The organism is Acidiluteibacter ferrifornacis (assembly GCF_009909615.1).
Taxonomy (GTDB): Bacteria; Bacteroidota; Bacteroidia; order Flavobacteriales_E; family Vicingaceae; genus Acidiluteibacter; species Acidiluteibacter ferrifornacis.
On the sequence record NZ_WWNE01000006.1, the window covers coordinates 434,863 to 460,805 of the forward strand.

Genomic DNA, 25,943 nt, shown 5'->3' on the forward strand with positions numbered 1-25,943 from the left:
TTCAATCACTTTCTTAATAAAAGAAGTTTGGGTAAAGAAGCATATGCCATAATGGGGAAAACACAGTACAAAAGAGGAAAATATAATAGAGGGTTAGTTGATACAGAATAAAGCATCACGGTGCCCACACCTCCAAATACTAGAAACCTTTCAGGAATTGCAATTTTTCGTGCCCTCATTAACAAATTCAACAGAAAAAGCATGTAAAATATAAATCCAAGAATACCGCTTAAAAAGATTACCCTAACATAGTCACTGTGCATTCCTCCGCTAACCATAATGAGCGTTTGGTCATGTCCTGATGTAGTTACCCCGACTAAATTACTTCCAATAGGCATTTCAGACCAAATGCCAAAAAATTTAACCCATCTACTCATACGTCCATTAAATGAACGCTCCAGGTCAGCCTCCCCTTCAATCACTTTATACTCTTTCTCAATCAAAGGTTCTATACTCGACTTATAGACAACAGGCAATGTAAAAATTAATACAGGTAATGTAATCAGTATTACAACTATCCCTTTTCTACTATTCAAATTATAAACAAGAAATAAAAAACCGATGAATAGCATAACTGCCCATGAGGATGACTGCTTAATCCCTACTAACCCGATAAAACAGACTAAAGTAACAACTATCAATAATAATCTTTGCTTAATGGACACATAATTTAATTTACTTGATCTAATAAAGAAATAACATTGGATGAGGAAGGCCATTGTAAAATAAATCGCATAGTTCATTATATCAGCATATCCTCCCTGCAATCTTGCTCCTCCGCCTCTACTCTCAGTTAAAAACTCCGCATTAATAGCACCAAACATCAATTCATAAGCTAAAAGACACATGGGAAATATAGCGGAATAAACGAAACTCTGTAGTAAGCCAATGAGGTCTACTTTAGACCTGACAAAATGCCTGATATAAAAAAATAATAGCAAAGGAGAACCATAACGTATTACTTCTGACGAAATCGCTAATCCTCCATAAAAAACAAATAAAACGATAAGGTTTATCAGAACAATCACTGACCAAGTAGTAAAACTAAAATCAGAAATGAACGATTTAAACTTTTTGGGAAAACCTCTAGATAAAAAACTTAGTAAAATGAGCACAGGTGTAGCGACCCCCACAATATATAAAGGAGAAAGAAAGGGAGATATCTCTTTTAAGAAATAGAACAAATCCACTAATGGCCTTAACAAAATCAAAACCACAAACCATTTTAGGGAGAGAGGTAATTGCTTAAACCATATTTTCCAGTTTTTATAATTCAATTTTCAATTATTTTTTTGGCAATGGTTTCAAATGAAAATTTGGCACTTACTTTTTTTGTTAACTCCTCTCTATTCGCTAAACTATAATCCCTTACACTTTTTTCCAACTTCTCAATTAAATCGTGTTCTGAGTAATACTCACCTGTTTCTTCCGATAAAATATGGCTTACATTACGTTTAGAAGGCAGCAACAAATAAAGGCCTGTAGCTAAACCCTCAAAGATAGAAATCGCTGCCTGTGTCCACAAACCAATATCAGCCATATTGTAATAACTATTCATTTTATCCCTAGGCATAAAAGGTAAAGTTATCACAACTTCGTCTAGCCCCTTTTCTGAAATATAAGATTTTAGTTTTTCACAATAATCAAAATTAGAAAACCCTATCAACACATATTTAAACCTCCATCCCTTTTTACTTAATATTTCAAGAGCATCAATAATCTTTTCTATTTTTTTAGAAGGAGTAATTCTAGTTGCTGTAATTAACACAAGACTATCTTCATCTACACCCAACTCTTTTCTGACAATCTTCCTATCATCAGGAGAATAGTTAAATTCCATTGCATCAAAACCTAAAGTCGTTGTTCCATATTTCTCTTGCAGAATGGTTTTGAACCTTTCATTTAAAAATTGATTAACCACCTCTTTTGTTGAAGGTGTATAGCCTAACAACTTGTCACTTTTCAGAATCGCTAATTCATATAATGGCTTTTTTAAGATTAGATGTAACAGTCTTCTTTTTATACTTTTAGATGACTCACTGTAAGTGTCTTCATTATCTCCCAATAGGGTAATTATCTCAAAATCCTTTTTCTGAATTTGAAACACTCCTCTAGGAAATATTTTTCCCAACCCGATCACAATTACTTTATTCGGTTTGAACTTGTTGATCTCTTCTTTTATCCCATTAGCCACCACTATTTGACCAAAGGAAAACCACGGTTTTAATCGAACAACCTCAACATTTATTGACGACTCGCTATTCTTAATATCCGAGTATCTCGCTGATGAAGAAGTTTTATTAGAGGTGATTACTTTCACTGAATGACCTAATCGATGCAAAGCATTAGCCAAATGTACTTCTACATAACCCAATGATGGCACAAAATGTCCACATATAATTGCGATTTTCATTAGGCCTTCAAGTTAAAAATATTATACCATTTAACTAAGGAATATGCTCTCCAAAACTCTGTTAGATGAGCTGAATTTAGAATCTCTCTATCACATAATTGTATGATATAATCGCGATCCATAATTGAAGGAATGTCGCTGTCTTTCAATTCTAATTTTAAATTCAACATTAATTCGTTTTTCCAATCTTGTTGAGGTGTAACAAAACCCTTTTTATCTTTTCGCCATACCACCTGGTTATCCAGCTTGTTGTTTAGCATTTTTCTAAGAGGATATTTTGACCAACCATGGTGAATTTTATGGTGACTCGGAAGAGAATGTATCAATTCTACTAAGCGATGATCTAAAAACGGAACTCTAGATTCTATTGAAAATGCCATTGAATTTCTGTCCTCATACCTCAGTAGGTCATACATCCCAAACTTTATATTTAACTCTGAATGCTCCTTAAACGATTTCCCGCCCCTTAGTGGACCATCAAGATTTAATTCATTAATGCTATCAGTATTAATAAATCGAAAGCTCAATCTTTCTTTTGCTCTAAGTTGCCTCTGAAACTTCTGAGGCAAATAGTAAAACGCACCTTTCAAAAGAGCCTCTCTAATTTTAGGATTGAAGTTATCCTTCAACTTTAAATAGTCACTCATAAAATGACCAAACCTTCCCTTTTTTAACAACTCAATCAAATAAATTCCAGCGAAATTAGTGTACCCACCTAATGTTTCATCCGCACCTTGACCATCAAGCAGCACCTTTACTTTATGTTGATTAGCTGATTTCATAACCTCCCACTGAGCAAAAATTGATGTGGAGCCAATCGGCAAATCTTGATGATAAAGCATTTTACTCAAGTCTGCAACCATTGTTTTAGAATCAGGATATAAGTAGTTATCCTCTACGTTATCCAATTCCTTGGCAACCATTTTAGCGTATTTAGATTCATCTATCGTAGTATTCTTATAACTAGCTGTAAATGTTTTTAAACAAACATCACCTAGTTGTTTACTTGCCTTATATACTATAGCGCTAGAATCCAATCCACCACTAAGACAAGAGCCGATTTCGACATCAGACCGGAGATGTAAAGCTATTGAATCATCGAAATAAGATTCAAACATTTCCATATTCTCATTAAGCGTAGATGTTGACTGTGGAATAGCCTCGGATAAATTGTAATAGGGCGTTTTAGTAACTATACTTGATTTTAAATTATAGACATAATTACAACCAGGCTCTGCATCTTCGATATACGAGAATAAATTTTGATAAGGACTGCTCGTGGTGCCGTAGCACAAGAAACTTCCCACATTTTCATTAGAAATTCGCGGATCTACTTCTGACAGCTTTAACAATGCTTTTATTTCTGAGGCAAAAGCAAAAAAAGAGTTTCGTCTATAAAAGTACAATGGTTTGATTCCAAATCGATCTCGAGATAATGTTATTGTTTGATTTAATTTATCATAGATTGCAAATGCCCACATTCCAACGAATTTCTCAACACACTTTTCTCCCCATTGAATAAATGCATTTAATACAACCTCTGTATCAGAATTAGATTTAAAGTGAAATCCCATTGAAATTAATTCTTTTCGAATTTCCTTGTAATTGTATACCTCTCCATTAAAAATCATACTGAATCTATCTGTTTCTGAAACTAAGGGTTGATGCCCTTGTTTAGTAATATCTATTATGGAAAGGCGACGATGTATTAAGGCTAGTATAGGAGACTCTTGCACTTCTGAAATATGGGGCATATCACTTAGCTCTTCAATTGTTTCTTCCCCCCGATATTCATTCGATAGATTCCCCCTCAGCAATAAATAAAAACCCTCATCATCAGGACCTCTGTGTCTTAACACTTTGGATACTGTTTTAATCTCGTCAGTAATAATACCTTTGGGATTGAATATTCCTGCAATACCACACATAACTACCTTTTAAACCTCTTAATGACAGATTCGTAATCAATTACCAATTTTCGTCCAAAGTTATCAATTCCAAACCGCTCTACTACTTCTCTTCTTATATCAGATGGTTTATAATTACCTAATGATCCTACCATTTCAAGCATTGCATCCGTTAACTCTTCAATTGAATCTGTTTGCAATAAGATGCCATTGGACTGATGAATATATTCAGGCATAGCAGATGAATTTATTGCAATGATGGGTAAGCCACTTGACATCGCTTCAACTGGTATTAATCCGAAACTCTCATGTAAAGAAGGGAAAACCAAAAAGTCAGAACAACTTAACTCATGATGGTACTCCAACTTAGTCAACATACCCTTCAATAAAACTCTATGCTGCAAACTATTCTTCCGAATGTAATCTATTATAGCTTGCTTTTCTGGACCCTCGCCACATAAAGTCAACCCCCAGTCAGCATGAAGCTGTGAAAATTTATGAAAAGCCTTTACTGTTCTTAACCCACCTTTAAAGGGCTCTAATCGACTAACAAAAAGTATATTCTTATTACTTTTTTCAACTTTATCGAGATAAAACAGCTCTGTATCTACAGGATTAAATGTGACTTGTACTTGACTACTACTTACTCCGATTTGTACAATTTCATTCTTAAGATGATTGCTAACGGCGAATACTTTATCTGCTCTTTTCAGAATAAACTTAGCCCAATGCCTTTTAACAAAAGGCTTAGATATTTTTGAAAAAGGACCAGTGTGTTCTGTAATAACGAATGGAACTCTTAGTTTCCTGCTTAACAAATAAGCCAACGTACCATTTAAGATAGTCCCGTGCGAATGAATAATATCTATTGTTCTATCTTGAGCAATCACTTGTTTAATTGTATGATGAAACCATAAGACATAAAACAAAGGTTTCAATAGCTTATTAACTTTCTTTTTGTAACTCCACCGATATACATCAAAGCAACCCCTAAAACTCTCCTTAGTTACCTTTTGACTATCGCCTGTTAACCGACTATAAAAAACCCACAGTTGAGTATAAGGTTTGATCGCTGCCAAGTAATCTACCACAAATACCCCTGTCCAATCTTTATCATCTTTTGGAAAAAGTTCAGGTAAAACCAGTACATTCTTTCTTTGGGAATTCATCTTTAAATTCTTTCCTTTATACACCGAACTGGACTTCCAACATAGATCCCATTTTCCTTAATTACACTATTTTCATTCACCAAAGAATTTGCCCCAATTACAGAATGACTACTTAAATAACTACCTTTTAAAATAATACAACTAGCACCCACCCAAACATCTTCACCGATAAAAACAGCTTTGGATTCCATTCTCTGCTGCATGGTATTTTTTCCAGCCTTCATCCCATGATCTGAATCTCTTATACTTGAGTTTTCTCCAATAGCAGAAAACTTTCCAATAGACACCTTACTAGCAGAACTTATTAATACATTTTGAGTCAATTGTACATCATCTTCAATACTCAAACTTCCTTGAATACTAATATCAAGAGTACATCCAATCCCAAAAGTCACTCTATCTCCAATTCTAATATTCTTATGAGGAACTATTTTAAGGTTAGGGAAAGTATAACACTTTAATCCTTTACCAACCTCACAACCATGAAGCTGCAGATATATTTTAAAAAAATATCCCTTTAGCCTTTTCAACCCATTCCGATATATAAGTTCTATCTTGTAAATCAATCCCTTCAATTATAATAGATTCTACACATTTTAAATCGACAATTAAATTACCTTATTTATTCCAAATTCCGGTGGCACGCCCTTTAATGATCTTATAACATTGAATCGGCTGAATAATCATACTTATTAACACTCCGAAACAGGTCGCTAAAATAACTCCAACATTTCCTAGTTCCAAGTTTTTAGAAAGGTAAACAGACAAAGGAATATTTATAATTCCCACAAAAAGGGCATGATACAAACTCAGTCTAATCTTGCCAATTCCATACAAAAAGTTCGAAAATATCATAATGTTACTTGCCATAACTACATAAATTGCCATAACGAGTGATAACAAAAATGGAATCTCTATTTCACTTCCTATCCAAAGCTCATAAACAAATTGTGAAGTAAAAAGCATTAAAATCACCAACCCAATTGAAAGGATCCACAATTTCATTACTTTCCTAAATGCACTTTCAATCCATGAGATTTCGTTTTTTAGAAATGCTTCTGTAAAAGCTGACCAATAAGGCTTAGTAACGATTGTAAAGAATATTGTAATAATTCCAAAATACTTAAAAGCAATATTATATGGAGTTACATACTCTGGTCCAGAAACTTGAGTAATAATAAGGTTATCTGTAAGATAAACAATTAGAATAGACCCTTGCAAAATAAAAAACTGACTTCCAATCCCTAGCAACTCCTTGGTGTAGGAAAAATCAATTGTTTTTAATGAAGGTTTAAAATGTTTATAACTTGTATTAAAGAACCATAAGCCTGCTGCAAATGGGACTACAACATTGATTATACTAAACGTTGCCCCTAGGTATAAAATCGAACTATCAGTAGTGTTAATCAGAACCAAAATAGCAAGTAGTGAAAGCAAACTGCCCGTGGTATTTATGACATTACTCATCGCAGGTCGTTGATCAGCTATAAAAATCATGTTAATCAGTTTTACTATAAACTGAAGACAAAAAACACTGAAAACGATTAGCACTAACTTTTGTAGCTCCTCCAAATTTTCAGTAGTATTAAAGATTTCACCCCAATTTAAGAATGGATTGATGATGGTGAATAAAATAAAAAACACCACTGCAATAATAGTTATTAGGGCATAAGTAGTACTGATATAGACCTGACCCAACTCAATATCACCTTTGGCCTTTGCTGCCGCAAGTTTATTGCGCAGTCCATTACCCAAGCCAATATCAAAATAGTTAAACCATGCAATTATTGAGGTTAATGTTATCCAGATCCCAAAATTTGTAGGATTCAGGTAATCAATAGTTAATGGAATTAAAATTAAATTGATTAGAATACTGATACCCTTCAAAAAAAAAGATGCAATTATATTCTTCTTGGCTTTAACTGAACGTTGATGACCTGAAAGAAAACTATTTATACTTTTTTTTATCACTTCTTGTCTAAAAATAGTTGGTCTCAGTTATTATAAAATGGAATGATAATTCGTTCTTAGTAATTTACTTAAAGAAGAACTCTTGCACTATTAAAAAATATATCAAACATAATCAGTTATTTATTATGCTCATTTAGTCCTAAAAAGATTTTTTCTCGACTTCTTACTTTCTTCCTCATAATAACCATAATTATTATTCGAGCTCTTATCCACATCATTTAGCACAATACTCAGATTTGTCAGCTTTGACGTTTTATAAAAGTCATTGATCTGATTCAAGAATTCTCGTTTCGAATAATTCTGTCTTACTATGTATAAATTAAGATCAGACTCTTGTTGAAGTAATAATGCATCGGCTACTAAGCCAATTGGAGGAGTATCAATTATCACATAATCAAACTGTCCTTTCAATTCAGTGATTAATTCGCTAGTTTTAGGTGTAGAAATTAATTCTGCTGGGTTTGGAGGTACTGGTCCTGAACTAATCACAAATAAGTTATCTTGAGATGTTTTTAATATTACTTCAGCCAAACTTGCATTTGCTGACAAGTAATTACTGATTCCCGCATTGTTTTCTAAGTTCAAATAATTGTGAATCTGAGGTTTTCTTAAGTCAAAACCTAACAATATAGTACGTTTCCCAGAGGCCGCTAATGAAGCTGCCAAATTAATTGAACAGAACGACTTTCCCTCTCTAGCAACTGTAGAGGTAACCATAATCACAAAAGAAGATTTCTTTTGTTGGTAGAAAGTTAAGTTGGTTCGAATAGTTCTGAATGCCTCTGCTAAAGCCGATTTAGGTTGATCAAAAACGATTCTATTGTTTTCTATATGTTTAGAGTTCGGAATAATACCCATTACCGGGATATCTGTGGTACTTGTAATATCGTCTTTATCCCGAACGGTATCATTCAGAAAGTCAATCGAGATAAAGATAACAGTGGGTAGCGCTATTCCTAACAATAATGCAATAAGATAATGCATCTTTCGGTTAGGCGCTATAGGACTTAATGGGTTCTTCATGGCCGGTTCTATGACCTTACAATCAGGTGTATTGGATGACATTGTAATTGCAGCAGAAGACCTTTTTTCCATCAAAAACAGGTAAATATTCTCATTCAATTTTAACAAACGATTCAAATTCACCAACTTCAACTGTGTAGCAGGCAATTTCTGTGCAGTATTACTTAACTGATTTGATCTATTATTCAAATCATTCAGCAATATTTTATTGGCTTTTGAAAGGTTTTCTATACTCTCCGTTAAAGCACCGATAACTTCAATCCTCCTATTTTCTACCTGACTAAAAAGAGGACTTTTTGTGTTTCCATCATTGATTAATTTTTTTCGAGTTAAGTTAAGCTCAATTAAATCTTTAACCAATTCATTTACTATCAAGTCTTCAATCCCAAAGGCAGAAGGCGCTACTAAATTTTCTAGATTCTGCCCTTGCTTACTCTCCAACTTCTCTTGCAAATAGTTGTAATACTTTTGCATGACTTCATACTTGGCCTTTTCCGTTTCTATTTCATTGTACTTTTGAATCAGTGACTCTCCTTCGGCACTCAGACTACCGATAGTTTCGGAGGATTTAAAGTCAGCTAAATTTTGTTCTTTTCTATTCAATGAATCAGAAATAACTGCCAATTGCTGATCAATGAATTCAACGGTATTCTTTGCAACTTCATTTTTTTCTTGCAAATTTTGATCTACATACTTTTTAACTAGCTCATTAATAAAGTCAATAGACTTCTCCGGCACATTTGATTTCATTGACATTGTCAGAAGGTTGGACAAGCGGTCATCATCATTGAAATTCAATTGATTTTTATACGAATAGGCTGTTTGCTCTATCGAACTCAGTCTAACGTAATAGGTACTACCGAAGTTGGCATATTGACTATAACCCTCCTCTTTTATTATCATAAATGAAAATGAACCTAATGAAATAGCTTTATTGAATTTTTCGACACTTTGAAGTAAATCCTCTTGATCATGCGCTATTGCTTTTATTTCAAATTTTTCCTCATCTAATAATTTTATTTCAAACTGAAGACCTTGGGGGATTTGCTGACTGTCATCTCTATCGTACTTAAACGTAAAAGGTCTATTATTGTAAATCTCTTGTCTTTTCCATCCATTTTCCACAGAATAAACTACCTCCAAATTCAATTCCTCAACCACACCTTTCACCAAAGGGTATGACCTAAAAATCACAGACTCATCGGTTATACCAGAAAACTTGGTCATTGTCCGTCCACCGAAAAGCAATTCACTTGGATCATCCATGCGGTTACTTTTCTTTATTTGAACAATGCTTTCTACCTTGTATACATTCGATTTGAAACTAAGGTACAAATGTGCCAAAGTCATGGCTATAACCATAGAAATAAGCAACCAGGGCCATTTTAGAGCATATCTTCTCAAACTCTCTTTAAACCTAGATATTTCTTGTCTATTCGACTGCTCAATTAGGTCTTCTGTACTCATCGTGATGTAATTGAAACTATAGTAATGATGGTGGTAACGACTGAAAGCACTAAAGGCAAAGCATTGTCACTGCTGAACTTTTTAACCTTAAGGGGAGCTACATGGATTACATCATTAGGTTGAATATAAAAAAAAGGAGATTGTATAAAGTCCGGGGCGGTCACGTCAATATAATGAACCGATAAATCTTTCCCATTATTTCTAATTAATTTTATCTCCTTTCTATTGGCAAAGTCAGTCAAATCTTTCGCTAAGCCGATTGCATCGAAGATGGTGGGGTTATTGGTTATTAATTGATATAACCCTGGACTATTGACCTCTCCTAAAACCGTTACATTATAATTAGTCATGTAAATTTTGACAGAAGGATTATTGATATACCCCTTGCACTTCTCATAAATCTCATTGTGTAATTCCGCAATAGTTTTACCAACTGCTTCAATTTCACCAATCATAGGATAATCTATCTTACCATCTGGTCTTACGATATAGTCGTGTACTGACATCGTTTGTGAAATCATATTCGGAGTTTGTTGACTACTCGAGCTAGTCATCTCTAATCCTCCTAAAACAGAATTTGCAAGTGGGTCTATGACTTTGATGTAAAATCGATCACCTGGACGAATCACATAGTTTATATTTTGAACAGAATAATTACTCCCTTCCTCAGCGTCGTGTAAATATGTTATTTTCTTGGTTGGGATACAGGAATAAAAAGGACAAGAAATAACCACAATAAACATTAGCCGAGTTATAATTTTCTTGACAACCGGCATAAAAATAATCTTAGACATCTTTCGAGAGTAATTAGATAGCGAATGAATGTTGCAAATCTCCTTGAATTGTTTTTAAATAACAACTAAAAGAGATTTGCATTTTCAAATTATAGCTTACGTTTAATATGCACCCAAGCTTTAGGAAATCCTTTTTCTCTTATTACTTGCATTTCTTGCAATGCTTCTGCTTTTGTAGTATGTCTACTTACAGTGATCAAATACCAAGTACCTTGCAAATTTCTAATGATAGTTGGAGTTAATCCTGTTTCTAAAACCTCATCCGCCATAATTCTTGCAGTTCTCTCTTTTCTAAAGGCTGCAATAGTTACGAAATAGCCTTCCTCCTCACTTAAAGCAACCTTCGTCTTGTCAGCTGAAGTCACCTTTTTAGTGGTTTCTGCGGGCTTGGAATCAATTACCTTCTCTTCGACCTTTTTACTTTCAAAACTAAATTCTTCAATCTTTTTACCATTCTCGTTATTTAGAGTGTATAACGAAATATCATTAGCATTAAGTTCATCCAGATTCAATGGTTTAAATGACACTTTTTGATCAGCATTTAATTTGGTGTATTCAAAAAATCCTAATTCATTGGTGTATATTGTATCTATTGGCATTCCATTTTCATCTAAAACTACCAATGCAGTGTTTCCGGCAGGTAACTTTTGATATTCATATTTACCAAAAATGGTGTTACTCTTCTCAATGGTCTTAGGCGTCTTTTCCTCAATTACTTCTATTGGTTCTGCTGTTTTTAATGGCAACTCCTCAACTTCGGTCATCTGATTTTTTACGATATAATCTCTTTTCTTCAAGTGATAAGTAATCCCGATTGCAGAATAGCTATACGCATCGTTATAATCTCCAGCAACCCAAGCATCTAATTTATCATTAAAGACATTTCGCAAAGATGCTTCCAATGAAATATCTAATCTATTGTTCACTACATAGGATATTTTTCCCCCAAAAGAAGCCACAGCCTCTGTCGTTTTTCCAGTTCTTCCTCTAGTTTTACTATACAACAAGTTAACATCCTCATCGCTTTGGGCATAGATTTTTGAATCATATTTCACCAAACTATAACTGGCCAAGACCCCAAAAGAAACCTTATTAAAAAACTTCACTCTATCTTTAAAGATTAGACGAGACAAATTTAAATCAATTCTAGGAAGCATTAGCTCTAATATATCCGTATTGTACTGTATGCCAGTGCCTAAATTAAAATTTCCATTGGTTGCATTTGCAGTATTTACGTCGTCCAACCGCCCTTCTAAAGATCCGTATAAAATTCCACCACTAACACTCAAATAATTAGTTAGGTGAAAATCTCCATTAATCCCAAAACCCAATTTATTATATTCCGGCTGGGCAAATGATGGCATGAATCCATCCTTTTTAAAATCTCCCCAAGAGTGCAATAAACCTATATGAGGAGAAACGCTAGTTCTCTCGATAATTCTGTTTAACAAGGATTTATTTTCAACTTCAGGCTTAGCAACAGTATTATCTTGAGCTTGAAGCTCGATAGAGAAACTTACACTACACACTAAAAATAAGAACATTAACCTAATTTTCATACTCCACTTCTTTATGTTTAATACGAAGCGAATATACAACAATAATGATATCATTCAACACTAGTACTTTAAAGTATTTAAAAATTTAATTTTAGCTTGGAAATTTTATTTGAACATGTATATTTGAATTCTAACACAAATCTCCAAAATGATAAAAAAAAAGGTGTTCTGCGTCGTTGGAACTAGACCTAACTTCATAAAAATTACACAATTAGAAAGGGAATTTCTGAAACACGCCGATACATTTCAATTTGACTTGATACATACAGGTCAACATTTTGATGATAAAATGTCAGCTATTTTTTTTGAACAACTCCAATTAAAAAAGCCGACTTTCTTACTAAACATCGAAAATAAATCTAGAAAAGACAAAACAAAATCCACCATATTTGAATTGAATCAGTTGTTTATGACTGAGAGACCTGATTTAGTAATTGTAGTTGGAGACGTTGATTCTACCTACGCTGCAGCCATCGCGGCCAAAAATTTAGATATTAAGATTGCCCACCTAGAAAGTGGCTTAAGAAGTTTTGATTTAAATATGCCTGAAGAAGTCAATCGAATTGCAGTAGACCAAATTTCCGATTACTTTTTTGTGACGGAACAAAGCGGAATTGACAACTTAAAGAACGAAGGTGTCAATGAAAACAACATCCATTTTGTGGGTAACACTATGATAGATGCTTTAGTTGCTTTTGACCAAGAAATTAAATCCAATCCAATCCTCAGTCTTCTGAGCCTAAAGCCTAAACAATATATCTTAACCACTTTCCATCGACCTTCAAATGTTGATAACGAACTATCTCTAAAAGTTATTCTTGAATTAATCAATGAAATTGCAAATGACACGAAAGTGGTGATACCGATTCATCCACGCACAAAAAATAAAATAAGTGAATTTGGACTTAATCATTTAATAGATAAAAATCTGAACATTATTCAATTGGAACCTATAGACTATTTTGCATTCCAAAATTTAATTTTAAATGCAAAGGTAGTAATTACCGATAGTGGAGGCATTCAAGAAGAAACTACCTTTCGGAAAGTCCCCTGTTTGACAATCAGAGATAACACTGAACGTCCTTCAACTATTGAAATCGGTACCAATCAATTATTGGCATTGGATAAAGATCTTATCCTTTTAAAAATAAAAGAAGTAAATAGTGCCAGAAAATCACAAATCCCTGAGCTTTGGGATGGAAAGTCGACACAAAGAATTGTGGAGATTTTAAAAGATCTTGTTTAATTACAAATGATAATCAAAGCACTCTAAATCTTCCTTGTAATAGCTTGAAATCAAACCTATCAACTCTTCATCTAAGTAATGTTCATAGTTATTATGTTCAGATGAATTATGCAATTCTAACTTAATTTGAGGCAACCCAACCTTTTGGCAAACAGCATCAAAATCTGATTGTAGACTCTCAAATCGCCCAATAAAATCAACTATATTTTCTCCGAATTCATTTGTAACAAAGTTCCATTGAGGTTTAAATAGAATGTCATCACCCAATGATGGATTTTTAAAAAGTAACTTCATTATCCCAAGCTTATTATTGGCAAATATTTCAGAAGATCGATGTCGAAAAAAGGCGTAAGAAATGAAACGATCAAATGGATTTCTAACAAAAGTAAACTTGAAATAAGAGTCCCAGACTTCTTCACTAAGTACACGCTTTGCTTCTGAAGAAGTTATGTGTCCATGAGTAATATCTTGAAACTCTTTATATGGCAATCTACTTTGATGAAATAGATCCACTTGCTCCCAGTCATCTGAACCAAGGTGCCTTCTTAATGCAAAACGAATTGCATGTGTTGCCGTTTTGGGAATGGCTACATAAATAAATTTATATTTATGAGAAACTATCACTATATCAAAACTTTGATCTATATAAACTATTGTTGAATTGTCGTTCAAACCAGTTGGAGGTTCAAAAGTGCTCAAAATATTTTATTATCCCCTATGGATTGTTTTAGAATTTAAACATATATGTTGAATTTAGCTATATGAAGCAAAAGGTATTTTGTATTGGGTTTCACAAAACAGGAACTTCAAGTTTGGCGAATGCTCTTCAAATGTTGGAATACAGCGTTTGTAGACGTCTAGGATCACTTCAAGATTTAATTCCTGATAACAATGTGATTGAATTAATACGGAATCACAAAACACAAGAGATATTAAAGGCCTTAAAACCATATGATGCTTTTTGCGACAACCCGTGGCCACTTTTTTACAAAGAAATTGATGCTTTTTATCCTGGCAGCAAGTTTATTTTAACCATTCGAGAAGAAAACAGTTGGCTAAAAAGTGTACTCCAATATTTCAAGAATTCAAAGACTGAAATCAGAGAAATAATTTATGGAGAGCCATCTCCTATTGAAAATGAAACCATCTACCTAGAGCGATATAGAAAACATAATGCAGAAGTATTAGCCTTTTTTAAAAGCAGACCGGAAGATTTGCTCATTATTGATATTGAAAAAGAAGAAAATCAGTGGGCAAAACTCTGTCAATTTTTAGGAAAAGAAATCCCGAATCAAGAATTCCCTCACCGAAATAAATCAAAGTCGAACCAAAAAAACATTACCGAAACCAAAACCTCAAAATCAAAAAACAACAAACTTGTAACGTTTCTTAAATTACCTGTTCAGGACAAACGCCTTTTAATTGAAACGACTGCTCTACTTTTTATTGCTAGACTTCTAGTACTTTTTCTACCATTCAGAGCAATTGCAAAAAGATTGGGCGAACACATGACAGAAACGACAAGGCAAACTTCTTCTCTGCAAGAAGAGACAACCGAAAAAATAGGAAAGGCAATTAGAAAAGTGAGTAGACTCACTCCTTTTAGGAGTTTATGTCTTGAACAAGCTATAGCTTGTAAAGTCATGCTCAACAGACGAGGAATTTCATCTACTATTTACTTTGGACTTGCAAAAGAAAATGAAGCTTTAAAATTAAAAGCCCATGCATGGACACGTTCAGGCAATCAGATTATCACAGGAGCCAAAGGCAGGCATCAATTTAAGGTCGTTTCTACTTTTGGGAACACTATTTAAAAGAAATACAGTTCGAAAACTCAAAAAGACTGTAAATAATGGGGCCTTTAGAATGAACTAATTATGAAATCTTTACTAAACGTTGCTCCTCCAACTGATCTAAAAAATCAAGCACATCTCGTTTACAAGTAAGTTCATCTACATTGTATTCTTTCATTAAACGACTGCAGATATCACTTATTACAATCGGAGACTCAATCATTTTCCAAATATCCCCTCCTATAGAATCCATTCCATAATATTTACCATTTTCTAAACTCATCATAACCAGCTCATTCTCTACTTCACTTGCTATCACTTCATTTGACCTCTCTATAGTGTTTTCTATTGTAATGTTCATTCTATTTTTTTTTGTAAAAGTAGAAATAATCTATTTTTTAAATTTCTGCTCACTACATTTTATGCAATTTTTAGTTAGACAGACTTAAAAGTTCCTATTTTTACCGTCGTTCAATTAAAAGCTTGAATACTAAGCAACATTATTCTGGTGTAAATAGTCAATAATGATTAACTCTTTTTTAATTAGAAAATCAAATTTCGTTTAAATGTTTCCCTCCAATTCAGATAAAAGCTATGGAACACCACAAAACTATAAGGTTCCAAGACGCTACACTTCTTATCACAACGAATCATTCTACCTAAAGATGAGAGATGGAGTCAAAATTGCGATTGACTTATACCTTCCGAAAAAACTGAATGGAACCAAAATCCCCGCGATAATTCATCAAACTAGATATCGACGAGAAATTGCTATCCGGAAACCATTTAGCTGGTTTATAAGTGGCCGTAAGATTCGAAGTCTTGATTTAATGAGAAATAAAATAGTAAAAAGTGGCTATGCTTGGCTGAATGTAGATGTTAGAGGCACAGGAGCTTCTTATGGTCAGTGGTTACATCCATGGTGGAAGGAGGAAATAGAAGACGGAGTTGAAATTATTGATTGGATTTTAAAACAAAAATGGAGCAATCAAAGGGTAGGCACTACAGGTATATCATACGCAGGAACAGCAGCGGAGTTTTTAGCAGCAAAAGCTCACCCGGCCTTAAAGGCTTGTATCCCTATGTATTCTCTTTTTGATGTTTACGATGACATTGTAATGCCAGGAGGAGTGTATCTGAAATGGTTCGTAGAGTCTTGGGAAATGATAAATAGAAGTTTAGATCAAAACAAATTACCTAAGAAATCTTCTATCATTTCTCACTTAACCAATGGTGTAAAGAAAGTAAAGCAAAGCGAAGACTTTACTGCCGTATTAAAAGCTCATGAAAAGAACACAGATATCGCCAGTGAAGCATTCAGCTTAAATTTTAGAGATGATAAAAGTCCTGGTTTATCCATAAAAATGGATGATTTTTCTCCACATCATCAAATTAATAACATTGAAAAAAGTAATTCAGCAATTTATAGCTGGAGTGGTTGGATGGATGGAACCTATGCACATGCAGCGATAAAAAGATTCTTAAGTTTAAAAAACGAGCACAAAAAACTTATTCTTGGACCTTGGGACCATGGTGGAAAATACAATATTGACAAAAAATGTAAAACATCCTTTGAACATGAAGCTGAAATGCTAAAGTTCTTTGATTATCATTTAAAAAACGAAAAAAATGGTCTAGAATTAGAAAAAGCGGTTCACTACTACACTTTGGTTGAAGGAAAATGGAAAAGTGCCTCACAATGGCCTCCACATCACAATAAGACCTCATTATTCTTAAAAGGAAAAGGATTATTAGCAAAAAAAACAGATGAAAACGAAAATTCAGCCAGCGAGTACAAAGTTGACTTTAATTGCAGTAGCGGAAAATGGTCGAGATACAGGGCGCTTAACGGAGTTGAAAAAAAAGCCGCACTATACGCTGATTGGGCAAATCGAAATGGGAAATACCTCAGCTTTGAGACTCATAAGTTAACTCAAGATATTGAAATCACAGGCCACTCAATGGTAGAATTCTATCTGGAAAGCTCAGCTCCTGACGGAAATATTTTTGCATACTTAGAAAATATTGATGAAAAAGGAAATGCTACTTACATTACAGAAGGCATGCTAAGGCTAATCCATCGAAATGCATTTGCAATGCTAAATATTCATGAGGATGCAGTTCCGGTTAGATCTTATTTACGAGACCAAGCTGATTCTATGCCAATTAATCAAATAGAAAAAATCCAATTCGACTTATTGCCCACTTCTTATCTTTTGAAAAAAGGTCATTCATTACGACTGTCAATTAGTGGTGCTGACGAGGCTTATTTTAAGGCTTCAAAAGAAGAAAATGTGGTTTGGAAACTTCATCATTCCAAAGAATTTCCATCTCAAATCATCCTCCCAACAAAAGACATCATCTAAAGATAATTAAGCTCTTCCATCACCAATCCATGCCTTGAAACAATTCGTTCTATTTGTTCTGGGATCAAAATTGATTTCCATTCTCCACTTATTCCCTTTCTAAAAAAATTTTGATTGACTATAGAACCTTCCTTAAAACGCGTCTTTGCTTCTTGCTTTTGCAGCAGACCTATTTTACTCTTTATAATAGCTTCATTTATTTCTCCTTTAGTAAAAGAAAAACCTAGATACTTACTAATAGATGAAAATGTAATCCATTCATTTTCCAACATATCTTCATAGCGTATCACTAAACATTCAGGATAACCCACTTTCCATGACCGATAATGCCGACTCCATGAACTCAGAAAGTCGGCACTCATACGCTGATTCAATTTAGTCGGATTACCCATAATAGCATTATTATTATTTAAAAATTCGATTGATTGATCGATAGACCACTGTTGATGATAAGCAAGTGAAATAACAACATCCAAAGGGTTTCTAACCACATAAATTACTTTTTGGGATAAATCCGATAACAAACTTTCATTCAATTGGAACAATTGGTTCGCATGATGAATTTTAACACAACTCTCTTTTAAAACTAGTTTTGGTAATTGATGAAATAACCTCTTTCTAACATTCTCCAATTCCTGAAATGTAAGCTCTGAAGGTTCAAAAGGAGTAAAATGCTCAATGAGTTGATTATCGTTAGCAAAATACGTTTTCATCAATTGATTGATATTAAAGGTTCCTTTTCCTCCAATTATCAAATTAGTCAAAAACACACGAATCCACGTATTTCCTGACTTAGGATATGAAGCAAGCCAAAACATAATCTAAACCCCTATATATTTCTTAATCAGCGCTACTTGTTCATTTAAACTTGGAACTGATCGGGGTTGCTGGATTTCATATAAGTCAACTTGATTACTTAATAAGGCACATTTTCTAAAGTGCTCCTGTTCTAATTCAAAACCGTTGATAAGTTGACTTCGATAGGTTTGACGCATTAATTTTACTAATTTCTCTTTACCTTCAACCTTCTTAATGGTTAGCTTTTTAGTATAAATATTGGGGCATAAAATAAATATACTTTTAACTGGAAATTCTTTAGAGGTTTCAGCCGTTTCAATTTCAAGTGCATATTTCTCCAGGTCGCTTCGAATCTGATATAACCTATTCGTAGTTTTACCTAACATTTTTAACGCATCAGGCCATAACTTCATACGTCCAATACCCTGATTTAAGACCGCATTATCATCAGCAAATACAATTGGGGAAAGGTCATCATTCAAAGCAAGTAGGCCTTCCTTTTGTAAGGCAGCTACTAGGGTTGATTTCCCTGATCCTGAATTGCCAGCAAATAAATAACTGTAACCTCGATTTGCAACTGCACTGGCGTGGATAGGCAAAGTACTTCTTAAATGACAAAGGCCTCCTAAAACTGATGCAAAAAGAAAGACCTTAACATCTTTAAAATCAGCATTTGGAGCTATATCAATCTGAATTTCTCTTCCTTCAATTACATAAAAACGAGCAACCCCATCAATATTTAACTGATAATGACCCGGTTTAACTTGAAAACCGATTCCCTTTTTCTTTACTCCCTTTAATTCCTTCGCTACTTCCTTAGCCAGAATCTTAATTTCTACTTCCTTTTCATGATCACCTTCAAAAAGCTCAGGTAGTTCAAATTCAGAAGCAACATTCCAACCAAAAAGTGTATAGTAATGCATAGTAATTGTGTTATATTGAATAGTATTCAAAAATCAAGTGTATACGATCAATATTCCCATTATTAATGGCCCAATGTAACTGATTATTATTTACCTCATAAACTTGTCCAACTTCCATATGAATTGATTCTCCATTAGCATAAAAAAACACTTCATTATTAGTAAAAATAGGTATATGTATTTTGTGAGGATATTGGGCAGAAGGAGATTTATCAACATGTGGTTTTACCTCTGATTTGGAAGGTAGTTTAGCCAACATGATTCGAGGGAAATAACCTTTTGAGTAGTTAAAGGGTTGAACCGCCTTTTCTATAATAGGCTCAATTATATCTTTCCAACCTGACCAATGTGAAGTTTCATAACTTTCTAAATGTGATTTGAGGTTTTTCGGGAAACGAAAAACTAAGTGCTGTGCTCTTCCTAGCGCATTAAATTTATTCGGCTTTTCAGAATCAGCAATTTGCCAATCACTATCACTTAATGCTTCAACTCTTCGTTTTAAATCCGAAACATTTACCGAACCTAGGTTGCGATAGCTTTTTGTTTTATTTGAATTAATCACGATACGAAATTAGGAGAATTAAACCACTCAAGCACTTCTCTTTCCAAGTCATTTTTTTATTCATGATTTTAGAAAACTCATGAAATAACAAATTCCATTCTGCTATTTGAGCCGATGGCCTTCTGCCTTTTAAAAGTCGCTTTACCAAAACTTCTCTTTTCCATGGTTTCGGATGCCTCAAAAAATGCCAAACCGATGCGCTCTCAACGTTTTCCTTCTGTTCAATTTGCCGGGCAGGTAAAACATAGGCATTGTACTTAGAATCTATAATATTGGCAGATTTAGTAAATTCTTGATTTAAGATAAATTGATCTGTGTGCCCACTTTTTAATTTTGAAAATTGTTTGATTGAAATACGATTTAAAAGTTTTTCATAAATCTTTTCATCTAATTTCTTAGGTTTAAAATGAAAAAAGCCAGCATTAAACGTAAGATGGGTTGTAAGTAATGGATCTGCTGAAAAAGTTTCTAAACTACGCTTTCCGCCAAGCATAGAATGCAAATCTATGCAAGCAGAAAAAGGATTTTTCAATTCAAATATCTCTGCTATATTTTTTCTAAAAATAATATCACTATCTACATATAGAATCGAATCATAATCTAGTTTAAAAGCTTGTAAACTATAAAACCTTGTTTGCCTTTTTCTGTATGAAGGCAAGGCATTTGTAAGTTGATTTATCTTATTTTTTAATTTTATATCAAGCTTAAAACATTGAACTCCAAATAATTCATTTAATTCCCTTTGTTCTTGTTTGCTGAATTCATCATGTATAAGAATTAAGTCTACCTTAAACTTTGAATGTAGCTTTAAAAAGGAATAAAACATTAATTGAGTTCCTTCCAAATAAGATCTGCTAGAAACTGTAACAAGGGCTGCTCTCAACATTTAACTCTATTGGTATTTCCCAAAAGTAAGACCAACATTCCTTATACATATGATTTTTATTAAATCATTTAACTTAATATTGTTCCAACTTTATTTTGATATGACTCTCCAAGAAATTAAAAATTTAAAAGAAAAAAGCGATACTCGCGAAAGCCTAATCGAATATCTCATTCATTTACACAAAGTTAAAAACATAGCCGAAATTGGCGTTTTTAAAGGTGACCTGACCTCCTATTTATTAAATAAAGTTGAAGCTATTGAAAATTACACTTTAATAGATCCATGGAGATATTTAGAGGATTGGAATAAACCAAATAATCAATCAAACACCAATTTTGAAGCTATTTATAAAGACACCTTAGAAAAGGTCTCTTTTGCACAATCAAAGTTGACAATATTAAGAGGAAAAACAAATGAGATATCCGAATCGATTAAACCTAATTCACTTGACGCAATTTATATTGATGGAGATCATACCTTAAAAGGGATCACAATTGACTTAATCCAAATGTGGGATAAATTAACTTCAAATGGAATAATTATCGGAGACGATTTCTACCCTAGCATAAAACGGAACAAGTTTGCCTTTGAGCCAACCTTAGTCTTCCCTTTTGCAGTTTACTTTGCGGAAGCAAAAAATGTAAAAATTTTTACGCTTCCTTTCAATCAATTCCTAATAATAAAAAATCATCAACCATTCGAATTTATTGACTTAACCGGAAAATATTCAAAAATTGAATTAAAACCATTAATAGAAGAAGTATTGCAGACTCAAGCCAACGAGAACAGACTACTAGTCAAATTTAAAAGAAAATTAAATCGCTTGTTGAAGTAAACTTCACGTTAGCTGATCTGCAAGCATGAGATAAACAAAGTCGGTTGTAGATTGATTCCATTCTTTAAACTGAATTCTATTTTTTTGGAGCTTCTCACGATCTAAATAGCTCCAAACAGGGTGGTTTGGGGCTATAGAAAAAAGTCTTTCTTCTAGCTTTTCACCATCATTCATTGTGCGGCTCAATACCTGTGGATTAGAACTGCCCTTTTTAGTATTTCGCCAAACATAATCTTTAGGCAAATGGCGTTCCAATACTTTCTTAAAAATATAACGACCATTTCCATTTCTCGCTTTATACTCCGTTGGCAATCCCAGATAAAATTCAATTAAGTCAATATCCAACAAAGGATAACGATATTCAACTTGAAAAGATCGAGCGGCTTGGGCTTGATACTCTAGGCGCATAGCTACGTGTGGCTCTTGCATCCTACGGATTTGATCTTCCATAAAATTACCATTTCTGCTATACCGCTTTTGGTAATCCCTAAAGCGATCTTCCATATTTAATTCCTTAAACCAATGCTCAACTAAAGGTCTATGTTTTAGCTTTTTTTGTAGATTGGACGCGTTACCACAAATTGATTGAAAACGGTTTATTGTATTCACTAGAATTCGATCATTCATAATAAGTTTTAGATACAAGCTACTATATAACAACCACTTTCCTTTATTCTTACGTTTACTTAGTGCTGAAATTTCATCCTTAAGAAGATTATTTTTACCCTCTAAATATAGTTGTTTTATATAACCACTAGCTTGAGAAGATACCATTTCATCACCCCCAAAACCAGAGAAAAGTATTCGTTGCCCTTTGGCATACAACTTTTGATACAAACCGTCTCGAAAGAGTGGATTAAATTCAAAAGGTGGTTCATCATGGACTTTTAAGTTCCAGGCTAGGCTATCAAGCATTCCTTTACCTGTATCAGTGAGCAATTCCACATCTTTAATCCCAGCATAATTTGCCACTTCTAAAACTCTAACTTCATCACTAGACAAACCCATACCGCTTAAATAAGAAGGCAAAACATAGCTATAAGCACTTACCCTATTGGGCGAGTGGTTTTGAAGCAAAACACTTACTAGAGAAGAATCAAGGCCTCCACTCAACTCAGTTCCTGAAGATACGCCGCTTTCCATTCTATATGCAACCGCTTGGATTAACTTTTCTTCAAATGCATCAATATAATCTGCTTCCCTATTAAATGAAATTGACTTTATATTATCAAGATTCCAATACTTTTGAAACTGCATATCCTTCTCTCTAAATAAGGCAGTATGGGTTGCCGGAAAGCGTTTAATGTTTCTATAAAGTGTATGCCTATTATCAAGCCATATTCTACAAATAAAATCAGCAACATATTGCTCATCAATTGCATGATTGATGAAAGGCAAACTTAAAAGACCTTTCAATTCAGTTGCAAAGGCAAAATATTCTTCGTTTAGAAAGTAATAAAGCGGTTTAATTCCGTGTTGATCCCTCGCCACATATACATTCCCAGTTTGTTGATCAAGTATTACAAAAGCAAATTCACCATTGAGATACTCAGGACAACTTCTTCCCCATTTATGATACGCTTTAAGCAACAAAAAATCATCAGAATGACTTTCAAATGGATTTAAATCTAACTTCTGTTTAAGCTCTGATTTGTTAAACAAAGTTGCATCTGCTATCAGAACATGTTTTTTATCAGTTACTATTTTCCCCTCTTTAGTGTTAAGACTTAAGTAACCTAAACAAAACACTTCATTACTCTTTATCACCTTGGCTTTTGCATCCCAATAATCTAAGGCCACTTGCATAGCTTGTCCATGCTCCTGTTTTATTGGCGCCCCATTTCTACTCACAATACCAAAAATTGAATTCATGGAAATCAGTTCAATGGGTTTTGATCTTTAAAAAAAGAAAACAATTTCCACATGCTACCTCTCTTCACATGAGAAATATCAAGAAAATCTGTCTCGGTGAGTCCGAAATCAGTTGGATCAGTTCCTCCAAAAAGTTTAACTCTGTATTTTCTCTCTAATTCACGGGTGTATAATTTCCATTTCTTATTAACCTCTTTGAAAGACTTATCGTTCATCATTTTAGGATGAAATGGCAAAATAAAAAAACTCACTACAACTCCCTTATCTTGCAAATAATCAATTAATTTATGATGCAACAAAATTAATTCTGATTTCGGCGAATTAATGGCTTCAGAATAAAATTCTATAGTTTCTTGAAGCGTGTTCTCTGCTATTTCCTTTTGGGGAATAAAATTATTCTTAACCGTTCCATCAGGAAACATAATGAATCTTTCATTTAAAGTTTTAACCTTAGAAATTTCATGCGTTTCTGATTTTAAGTTGTAAACCAAATACTTTGCAGAAAAGAGTTCTTGAAACTTATCTTTTAGAATTTTTATTGAAGTAACACCCAAAGTCGGCTGTTCCAAGTTCATTTTTTCTAACATTTCCAGATACGGTTCTGCAATCACATCCAGTGGTCGCGGATCTTTGTTTGAAATGTAATAAGGTCGCAAAGCCAATACCACCTGCTTCGGAAGCATACCTCTCTTATCGTATTCATTCAAAATAGCTAGTTGAAAAAATAAACCGCTCCCGGGAGCCCATTGAGAAAAGACATCCATTCCTTTAAATATATTTTCGCCTAATTGAGCACAATCACTTGCCCCTATAACTAAAACATCTTTAGGTCGTTTTAATTGCTTAGCGTATTTGAAGTGAAGATAAGGTTTATGGACATGAGAAACTCCATAAATCGTATCTTCTTTTTGCAAACCTTCTACCGCTTTTTCAAGGTTTTCTTGATGAAAAATCATTTGTTCATCTAAAGCATAGTTAATGGCTCCCATTATGATAAAAAAGAGAATCAGATAAGTTATTTTGAATAAAAACTTCCTCATTAAACCTAATTAAAACTGAAAGTAGATGTACGGTGAACCACCATCATTTAGATAAAGAATTAAAAATAGCAAGGTATAGTAAAACGACCAGCGCAGGATCCCCGGCCAATGACCAATATGCAATGGATGTTCTTTTGCCTTTCCTAACCAATCTATGATAAAGAGAGTTGCAACAGGTAGAAGTTTATTTAAGCCATTTGGCATTACCCAAAATTCTGCCTCAAAAATCTGATAAAAATAACCTAGAGAAGACTCAAAGTCGGGAGAAATGAAAAATATGCAAGGAATAGCATATAAAATAAATACCCAAACCATGAGCAATAGTTGCCTTGGGCTTGGCAATATACTAAGCTTTTCTTTTCTTCTTCTTTTTGTTTTTAACTGCCAAGAAATAGTAGCCCAGACCATTAGTCCATATATCAATCCCATTACTATGAACTTAGCACTATCAGCTCCGTGCCACAATCCGGTTAAGGCAAAAATGATCATCACATTCCTGAACAAATACCAACCTCTCTTTCGAACTCCTCCTAACGGGAAAAAAACATAATCTCTAAACCAAGCATAGAGTGAAATATGCCAACGTCTAAAGAAATCTGAAATATTCATCGCAAAAAGTGGATAATCAAAGTTTTTCATAATTCGAAAGCCAAATAACTTTCCTACTCCAATTGCAATATCAGAATAGGAGGAAAAATCGGCATAAATCTGCACGCCTATTAGCATAATGCCATAGACCAAAGTAGAAGCAGACATCCCTTCATATCCGGCTAAAATTAATTCTGTTTGTTGACCAATCACATCAGCAATGGCTACCTTTTTGAATAATCCCCATAAAACTTGTAAGGCTCCATCCTTAGCGAATTTAAAATCAAAATTTCTTTTTTGCTGAAATTGAGGAAGTAGATTTTTTGCTCGCTCTATTGGACCTGCAACCAATTGCGGAAAAAAACCGACAAATGCAAAATAGGAAATAGCATCTCTAGTAGCTTGAATTTCGTTTCTGTAAATATCAATGGTATAGCTCAGCGTTTGGAATGTGTAAAAACTAATTCCGACTGGCAAAATAATATTCAATGTGTTGCTTCCTAAATTTATTCCAACTGAAGCAAATGCGGCTATACACGTATCGACAAAGAAATTAAAGTACTTAAAAAACGAAAGTAAGCCTATATTGACCACCACACTAATTATCAAAAGCGCCTTTCGCTTACTTTGATTATTAGAATGTTCAATAGATAGACCAATTAAGTAATCAAGTAAGGAACTAAAAAACATTAAAAATAGAAAGCGCCAATCCCACCATGCATAAAAAAAAT

The 25,943-nt window shown here is 33.7% G+C and carries 22 protein-coding genes; 4 read left to right on the plus strand and 18 right to left on the minus strand.

The genetic code is table 11. The features are described 5' to 3' along the window. Positions 1 to 5: 5 nt before the first annotated feature. The 9 genes from GQN54_RS08350 to GQN54_RS08390 all read right to left on the minus strand — a co-directional run bounded on the left by GQN54_RS08350 (position 6) and on the right by GQN54_RS08390 (position 12,303). On the minus strand, positions 6 to 1,277 hold the full coding sequence (locus tag GQN54_RS08350; protein WP_160633072.1) for an O-antigen ligase family protein: 1,272 nt from the start codon (positions 1,275 to 1,277) through the stop codon (positions 6 to 8). Beyond that, positions 1,274 to 2,413, minus strand: a complete 1,140-nt coding sequence (locus tag GQN54_RS08355; protein WP_160633073.1) for a glycosyltransferase family 4 protein — start codon at positions 2,411 to 2,413, stop codon at positions 1,274 to 1,276. Before GQN54_RS08355 ends, GQN54_RS08350 begins: the two co-directional genes overlap by 4 nt. Then, positions 2,413 to 4,341, minus strand: coding sequence for an asparagine synthase (glutamine-hydrolyzing) (gene asnB, locus GQN54_RS08360; RefSeq protein ID WP_160633074.1), 1,929 nt, complete (start codon positions 4,339 to 4,341; stop codon positions 2,413 to 2,415). Before asnB ends, GQN54_RS08355 begins: the two co-directional genes overlap by 1 nt. A gap of 2 nt (positions 4,342 to 4,343) precedes the next feature. Further along, positions 4,344 to 5,489, minus strand: a complete 1,146-nt coding sequence (locus GQN54_RS08365; RefSeq protein ID WP_160633075.1) for a glycosyltransferase — start codon at positions 5,487 to 5,489, stop codon at positions 4,344 to 4,346. A gap of 2 nt (positions 5,490 to 5,491) precedes the next feature. Further along, the gene (locus GQN54_RS08370) at positions 5,492 to 6,055 is read right to left on the minus strand and encodes an acyltransferase (RefSeq protein WP_160633076.1); all 564 of its coding nucleotides are present in this window, start codon (positions 6,053 to 6,055) and stop codon (positions 5,492 to 5,494) included. A gap of 52 nt (positions 6,056 to 6,107) precedes the next feature. Then, positions 6,108 to 7,460 (minus strand): lipopolysaccharide biosynthesis protein, encoded by a 1,353-nt coding sequence (locus tag GQN54_RS08375; RefSeq protein WP_160633077.1) that lies wholly within the window; start codon positions 7,458 to 7,460, stop codon positions 6,108 to 6,110. Positions 7,461 to 7,589: 129 nt separating this feature from the next. Beyond that, on the minus strand, positions 7,590 to 9,950 hold the full coding sequence (locus tag GQN54_RS08380) for an exopolysaccharide transport family protein (protein WP_160633078.1): 2,361 nt from the start codon (positions 9,948 to 9,950) through the stop codon (positions 7,590 to 7,592). After that, entirely contained in the window at positions 9,947 to 10,744 is a 798-nt protein-coding gene (locus GQN54_RS08385) for a polysaccharide biosynthesis/export family protein (protein ID WP_160633079.1), read from the minus strand. The genes GQN54_RS08380 and GQN54_RS08385 overlap by 4 nt, the downstream gene beginning before the upstream one ends. Positions 10,745 to 10,833: 89 nt before the next feature. Then, complete coding sequence (locus tag GQN54_RS08390) at positions 10,834 to 12,303, minus strand: SPOR domain-containing protein (RefSeq protein WP_160633080.1); 1,470 nt, start codon at positions 12,301 to 12,303, stop codon at positions 10,834 to 10,836. A gap of 148 nt (positions 12,304 to 12,451) precedes the next feature. Between GQN54_RS08390 and wecB the strand changes: the two genes are divergently transcribed. Then, the gene (gene wecB / locus GQN54_RS08395) at positions 12,452 to 13,549 is read left to right on the plus strand and encodes a non-hydrolyzing UDP-N-acetylglucosamine 2-epimerase (RefSeq protein ID WP_160633081.1); all 1,098 of its coding nucleotides are present in this window, start codon (positions 12,452 to 12,454) and stop codon (positions 13,547 to 13,549) included. Here wecB and GQN54_RS08400 read toward each other — a convergent pair whose 3' ends face one another. Further along, complete coding sequence (locus GQN54_RS08400) at positions 13,550 to 14,248, minus strand: sulfotransferase family 2 domain-containing protein (protein ID WP_160633082.1); 699 nt, start codon at positions 14,246 to 14,248, stop codon at positions 13,550 to 13,552. A gap of 62 nt (positions 14,249 to 14,310) precedes the next feature. Between GQN54_RS08400 and GQN54_RS08405 the strand changes: the two genes are divergently transcribed. Further along, positions 14,311 to 15,363 carry a lasso peptide biosynthesis B2 protein gene (locus tag GQN54_RS08405; RefSeq protein ID WP_160633083.1) on the plus strand — a complete coding sequence of 351 codons (1,053 nt, stop codon included), beginning with the start codon at positions 14,311 to 14,313 and terminating at the stop codon, positions 15,361 to 15,363. 61 nt (positions 15,364 to 15,424) lie between these two features. On the opposite strand, the gene GQN54_RS08410 is transcribed toward GQN54_RS08405, so the two are convergent. After that, complete coding sequence (locus GQN54_RS08410) at positions 15,425 to 15,703, minus strand: lasso peptide biosynthesis PqqD family chaperone (protein ID WP_207554861.1); 279 nt, start codon at positions 15,701 to 15,703, stop codon at positions 15,425 to 15,427. A gap of 205 nt (positions 15,704 to 15,908) precedes the next feature. Here GQN54_RS08410 and GQN54_RS08415 point away from each other — a divergent pair, with 205 nt between their 5' ends. Next, positions 15,909 to 17,708: a CocE/NonD family hydrolase gene (locus tag GQN54_RS08415; RefSeq protein ID WP_160633084.1), complete on the plus strand. Its 1,800-nt coding sequence runs from the start codon at positions 15,909 to 15,911 to the stop codon at positions 17,706 to 17,708. On the opposite strand, the gene GQN54_RS08420 is transcribed toward GQN54_RS08415, so the two are convergent. From GQN54_RS08420 to GQN54_RS08435, 4 genes are read right to left on the minus strand one after another with little or no spacing between them, the layout of a single operon-like run. Then, entirely contained in the window at positions 17,705 to 18,526 is an 822-nt protein-coding gene (locus tag GQN54_RS08420; RefSeq protein WP_160633085.1) for a sulfotransferase domain-containing protein, read from the minus strand. The two genes, GQN54_RS08415 and GQN54_RS08420, sit on opposite strands and share 4 nt — an antisense overlap. Positions 18,527 to 18,529: 3 nt before the next feature. Continuing rightward, positions 18,530 to 19,429, minus strand: a complete 900-nt coding sequence (locus tag GQN54_RS08425) for a hypothetical protein (protein WP_160633086.1) — start codon at positions 19,427 to 19,429, stop codon at positions 18,530 to 18,532. 10 nt (positions 19,430 to 19,439) lie between these two features. Beyond that, positions 19,440 to 19,991 carry an aspartyl/asparaginyl beta-hydroxylase domain-containing protein gene (locus GQN54_RS15585; RefSeq protein ID WP_160633087.1) on the minus strand — a complete coding sequence of 184 codons (552 nt, stop codon included), beginning with the start codon at positions 19,989 to 19,991 and terminating at the stop codon, positions 19,440 to 19,442. Further along, the gene (locus GQN54_RS08435; RefSeq protein ID WP_160633088.1) at positions 19,984 to 20,877 is read right to left on the minus strand and encodes a glycosyltransferase; all 894 of its coding nucleotides are present in this window, start codon (positions 20,875 to 20,877) and stop codon (positions 19,984 to 19,986) included. The genes GQN54_RS15585 and GQN54_RS08435 overlap by 8 nt, the downstream gene beginning before the upstream one ends. Positions 20,878 to 20,977: 100 nt before the next feature. Here GQN54_RS08435 and GQN54_RS08440 point away from each other — a divergent pair, with 100 nt between their 5' ends. Continuing rightward, positions 20,978 to 21,712: a class I SAM-dependent methyltransferase gene (locus GQN54_RS08440; protein ID WP_160633089.1), complete on the plus strand. Its 735-nt coding sequence runs from the start codon at positions 20,978 to 20,980 to the stop codon at positions 21,710 to 21,712. A gap of 3 nt (positions 21,713 to 21,715) precedes the next feature. On the opposite strand, the gene GQN54_RS08445 is transcribed toward GQN54_RS08440, so the two are convergent. From GQN54_RS08445 to GQN54_RS08455, 3 genes are read right to left on the minus strand one after another with little or no spacing between them, the layout of a single operon-like run. Then, positions 21,716 to 23,584 (minus strand): asparagine synthetase B family protein, encoded by a 1,869-nt coding sequence (locus GQN54_RS08445; protein ID WP_160633090.1) that lies wholly within the window; start codon positions 23,582 to 23,584, stop codon positions 21,716 to 21,718. Positions 23,585 to 23,589: 5 nt separating this feature from the next. After that, positions 23,590 to 24,624: a hypothetical protein gene (locus GQN54_RS08450; protein ID WP_160633091.1), complete on the minus strand. Its 1,035-nt coding sequence runs from the start codon at positions 24,622 to 24,624 to the stop codon at positions 23,590 to 23,592. 9 nt (positions 24,625 to 24,633) lie between these two features. Further along, positions 24,634 to 25,902, minus strand: a complete 1,269-nt coding sequence (locus GQN54_RS08455) for an MBOAT family O-acyltransferase (protein WP_235933010.1) — start codon at positions 25,900 to 25,902, stop codon at positions 24,634 to 24,636. Positions 25,903 to 25,943: the final 41 nt, after the last annotated feature.